The organism is Kineococcus rubinsiae (assembly GCF_011839805.1).
GTDB classification, from domain to species: Bacteria; Actinomycetota; Actinomycetes; order Actinomycetales; family Kineococcaceae; genus Kineococcus; species Kineococcus rubinsiae.
Genome location: NZ_VWPY01000112.1, coordinates 1 through 4,422 on the forward strand (window position 1 = coordinate 1; position 4,422 = coordinate 4,422).

The 4,422-nt window shown below is 42.8% G+C and carries 5 protein-coding genes and 1 pseudogene; all 6 read right to left on the bottom strand.

Features of this window, described 5'->3' with window-relative positions:
* Window positions 1–192, bottom strand: a pseudogene (locus F1544_RS27140) (NADH-quinone oxidoreductase subunit L); the annotation flags it as partial.
* Window positions 189–497 (bottom strand): NADH-quinone oxidoreductase subunit NuoK, encoded by a 309-nt coding sequence (nuoK, locus tag F1544_RS27145; RefSeq protein WP_004914285.1) that lies wholly within the window; start codon window positions 495–497, stop codon window positions 189–191. The pseudogene F1544_RS27140 and the gene nuoK, both read right to left, overlap by 4 nt.
* Window positions 497–1,015 (bottom strand): NADH-quinone oxidoreductase subunit J, encoded by a 519-nt coding sequence (gene nuoJ, locus F1544_RS27150; protein WP_506318479.1) that lies wholly within the window; start codon window positions 1,013–1,015, stop codon window positions 497–499. Before nuoJ ends, nuoK begins: the two co-directional genes overlap by 1 nt.
* A complete protein-coding gene (nuoI, locus tag F1544_RS27155) occupies window positions 1,015–1,557 on the bottom strand; it encodes an NADH-quinone oxidoreductase subunit NuoI (protein WP_004914290.1) in 543 nt (180 codons plus the stop codon). The genes nuoJ and nuoI overlap by 1 nt, the downstream gene beginning before the upstream one ends.
* Before the next feature lie 18 nt (window positions 1,558–1,575).
* Entirely contained in the window at window positions 1,576–2,592 is a 1,017-nt protein-coding gene (gene nuoH, locus F1544_RS27160; RefSeq protein ID WP_004914292.1) for an NADH-quinone oxidoreductase subunit NuoH, read from the bottom strand.
* A gap of 3 nt (window positions 2,593–2,595) precedes the next feature.
* On the bottom strand, window positions 2,596–4,422 hold a 1,827-nt coding region (locus F1544_RS27165; RefSeq protein WP_167588535.1), incomplete at its 5' end, for a molybdopterin-dependent oxidoreductase.

The window sequence follows — 4,422 nt, forward strand, 5'->3', positions numbered from 1 at the left end:
TAAATGTTGAACAAAAACGGTTTGACCACTGCTCGTAAAAGCAAGACCAGCAATTAAAGCAAATAGAGCAGATAAACCAACTGAACCAACACCAATGATGGCAGCTACATTTTCAGAAAGTTTATTGCGCCCTGCCGCTAAAAGGATAAAACCAATGAGCGGGAATAAAACGGTTAAATATAATGTACTCATCCGCGCATCTCACTAGCAGCATCAACATCCAAGTGATGGAAGCGATGATAAAACTGAAGGACGATCGCAAGACCGATACACGCCTCGGCAGCAGCAAGTGTCAAAATTAAAATAAACATCACTTGACCATCTGGCTGAGACCAAACGCTACCTGCTAGGACAAATGCTAATGCAGCAGCATTCATCATGATTTCAAGGCTCATTAGCATAAATAATAGGTTGCGACGCACCATTACACCGTAAAAACCCAGTGCAAAAAGGATGGTTGCGACAATCAAACCATGTTCTAAAGGGATGTGTCCCATTATTCTTTATCCTCTTCTGCACTTGGTTCACGTTTGCCTAAGTGATATGCAGCAACTAGGGCTGCAAGCAACAACATCGCGGCAACTTCTACCAATAATAGATAGTGAGTAAATAACGCTTGACCTACGGCTTTAGGACCAACGATTTCTAAGCCAATTGGTGCAGAAATCGTGGTGTATTCACCATTTAACATCCAAACAAGTGTCAAACCTAAGATAAAACTCAACATTGCAGGATATGCCCATGCATCTGAGGTTAACCATTTACTTTCTTGTTCAACTGTTTCTTGACCTAGGTTGAGCATCATCACAACGAAGACAAACAAAACCATGATCGCGCCTGCATAGACAATGATTTCAAGTGCAGCCGCAAACGGTGCACCCACAATCATGAAAATACCAGCAACAGCGAGCAATGAAACAATCAAGCTTAATAACGCATGTACAGGGTTCGTGTTAGTTACAACACGAACTGTCGAAACAATGGCCACAAGTGCCATCAAATAAAATGGCCACATCATGGTAATAAGCTCCGTACATCAACTGGTGCACTTTCTTTTTGTGCTTGGCCTTTGTCTTTACCTGTTACAGCCATACCTGTTACACGGTAGAAGTTATAATCAGGATATTTACCAGGACCTGAGATGAGTAAGTTTTCTTTCTCATAAACCAAATCTTGACGAACGTATTCAGCAAGCTCGAAATCAGGCGTCATTTGAATAGCAGTTGTAGGACATGCTTCTTCACACATACCGCAGAAAATGCAACGTGAGAAGTTAATACGGAAAAATTCTGGATACCAACGCCCATCTTCTTTTTCCGCTTTTTGCAATGAAATACAGCCTACTGGGCAAGCAACCGCACAAAGGTTACATGCTACGCAACGCTCTTCACCATCAGGATCACGCGTCAAGATAATACGACCACGAAAGCGTGGAGGTACAATTTGTTCAGCTGGTACTTCTGGATATAAAATCGTGTCACGTTTACGCGTGGCATGGCTAAACACCATCCACAACGAACGTACAATCGATCCAAATCCAGCTAGAATTTTATACATTTTGTACTCCCTGCTGTCCTAGGCCTGATTCATCAGAATCACAGCACCAGTCACTAACAAGTTGACCAACGCCAATGGCAAACAAACTTTCCAACCAAAATTCATGACTTGGTCATAACGTGGACGCATTAAAGATCCACGTGCCAAGACAAACATCATCACAAAGAATGCTGTTTTAATTACGAACCAAAAAACTGGTGGAACAAATGGAATTTCTAAGTTAAATGGAGCTAACCATCCACCGAAGAATAAAGTGACGATCAAAGCTGAGATTAATACCACGTTGACATACTCTGCAACGAAGAACATCCCCCACTTCATACCACCATATTCAACATGGTAACCTTCAGCTAACTCTTGTTCAGCTTCTGGTTGGTCAAATGGATGACGGTGAGTCACTGCTACACCTGCGACCACGAAGATCAAGAAACCAATGAATTGTGGAATGATGAACCACATATCACGTTGCGCTTCAACAATCTCACGAAGGTTAAAAGATCCCGCAATCGCAACCACACCCATTAATGAGATACCCAAGAACACTTCATAAGAAATGGTTTGAGCAGCAGAACGAAGACCACCAAGCAATGAGTATTTGTTATTAGATGCCCAACCACCAAATAACACTGCATAGACTGCGATACCCGCCATTGCCATAAAGAACAACAGACCGATGCTCATATCAGCAACGCCCAAATATGGACTTACTGGGATAACCATAAATGAAAGTACCGCAGTTGCCATTGCAACTGCTGGTGCTAGACGGAAAGTCAATTTATCAGCAAACTTTGGTGTCCAGTCTTCCTTAAACATGATCTTGAGCATGTCAGCTACGATCTGGAACATACCTCCAGGACCGACACGGTTAGGACCATAACGATCTTGCCACAATGCCAAGAGACGACGTTCGATAAATGACATCAATGCAGCGATAAGAACCACAACCAACAAGATCACGATCGCTTGAATCACTGAATAAGCGATTGGCCAGTTCTCAGCCCAAAGTGGCGTTTGACGTATAATTTCTTGATTCATGAATTACACTCCTACCGCCACAGACACAGGCTCAGCCAATGAAACTGTTGGTGCTAAACCAATTGGATAACCAATATAGCCTGTTGGTAAATATTCAATCACTTGTACAGGTAAGCTAATGCTTGTTTCACCTGCTTGTACTGTAATACGTTGACCGTCTTGAACATTTAAACGTGTTGCATCTTGTTCACCAACAGCAAACATCGCTTCAGGAATACGAGATTCCATTGCTGGTGTTTTTATCGTAAATTCACCAGAACCAAAGATATGGTGCATTGGTACAAGACGGAAACTTTCAGGGTTCACAACAACAGCAGTTGGTGCCACATAGCTACGTGCAGGACGTTTAGCTAAACGATCAAATAAACGCACACCTGAATCACCGCCTTTTAAGTGACCACCCACTTCATCTTGGTATTTATTCCAAGCTTGTGGTGAGTTCCAACCTGCAGACCATGCGAAAGGTACTAGCGAAGAAGCTGTCTGATTACCGACATAACCTTCCATAGAGAATGTTAATGCTGAATCTAGATCAGTTGGCTGTTTAGGTTCATGAACAGATAATGGCGCGCGCATTGCTGTACGACCAGAATAACGACGTGGTTCACGCGCAATCTTCAAGCCATGGATACGATATCCTGCATCAGGTGCAACATCTTGAATGGCTTCAAGCATAGGAACATTCTTCACGATGTCATCAATCACATCATCAAGCAGTGTCCAATCTACAGCTTTACCTTTGAGACCAGTCTCAACGGCATGTAACCAACGCCAAGATTCTTTGATTGCATATTCAGGCTTGTAATAGCTTGGGTCATACACTTGATAGAAACGTTGCGCACGACCTTCTTGGCTCACAACAGTACCATCACCCTCTGCAAAACTTGCAGCAGAAAGAACGATATCTGCTAGTTTCAGAGTTTCTGTTTCACTATGATCCAATACGATTACGGTTTCAGCTTTCTCAAGTGCAGCTTTGACTTGTGCAACTGGTAAACGACGAGTTAAGTCATTTTCAACCACAACAACAGCATCATACTCTTGAGCAAATGCCTGTTCTAAGCTTAAACCACCGAATAATGCTAGACCCATTGAGTTCACTTCAGGAACCGTCAAAGATAAACCAGCATTTTCACCAAGATTCTGTACAACTTGTGCAGCAGCTTCCATAATCGCTGAGTCTTGCAAGCTTGTACCAGAGATAATCAATGGTTTTTTCGCCGCTTTTAAAGTGTCAGCAATCGTTTGTGCAAATGCTTTTGCATCATCGTCAAGACCAGATACTGTTTCACCTTTTACAGCAGCAGCGACAGCAAAACCTAAACGTGCAATATCGTTTGGAGAAGCAACAACTTCACCTGTTGCAACATCCGCTAAACACGTTTGTGTTGCAGCAAGAATATAAATCGGTGATTTTGCTTCTTGGCCAATACGTTGCACAGGCTCTGCTAACCAGTCAGGAGTACGCGTTTTCGCAGCCATTTCTTTCGCTTTATTTTTCGCAGCTTGGCGAACTGATAAAGCCATACGTGGTGCTGTTTGCGTTAAGTCTTCACCCAAGATTAGAACTGCATCATAGCTCTCAATTTCACGCATGTTCGGGTTATAGATACCCTGTGTTTGCATGATTGAAGCAGCTAACTCAACCAAGTTCTGCTCTTTTTGAGACATACCTGTTGAATAGTTGGCTTGACCAACAAGTTGGCGAAGTGCGTAGTTTGATTCCAAGCTTGCACGAGGAGAACCGATACCTAGAACTTTCTTACCTTTAAGCTGTGCAATGACTTGATCAAGTGCCTGATCAACACTCACAGTTGCAACAGTTTCACC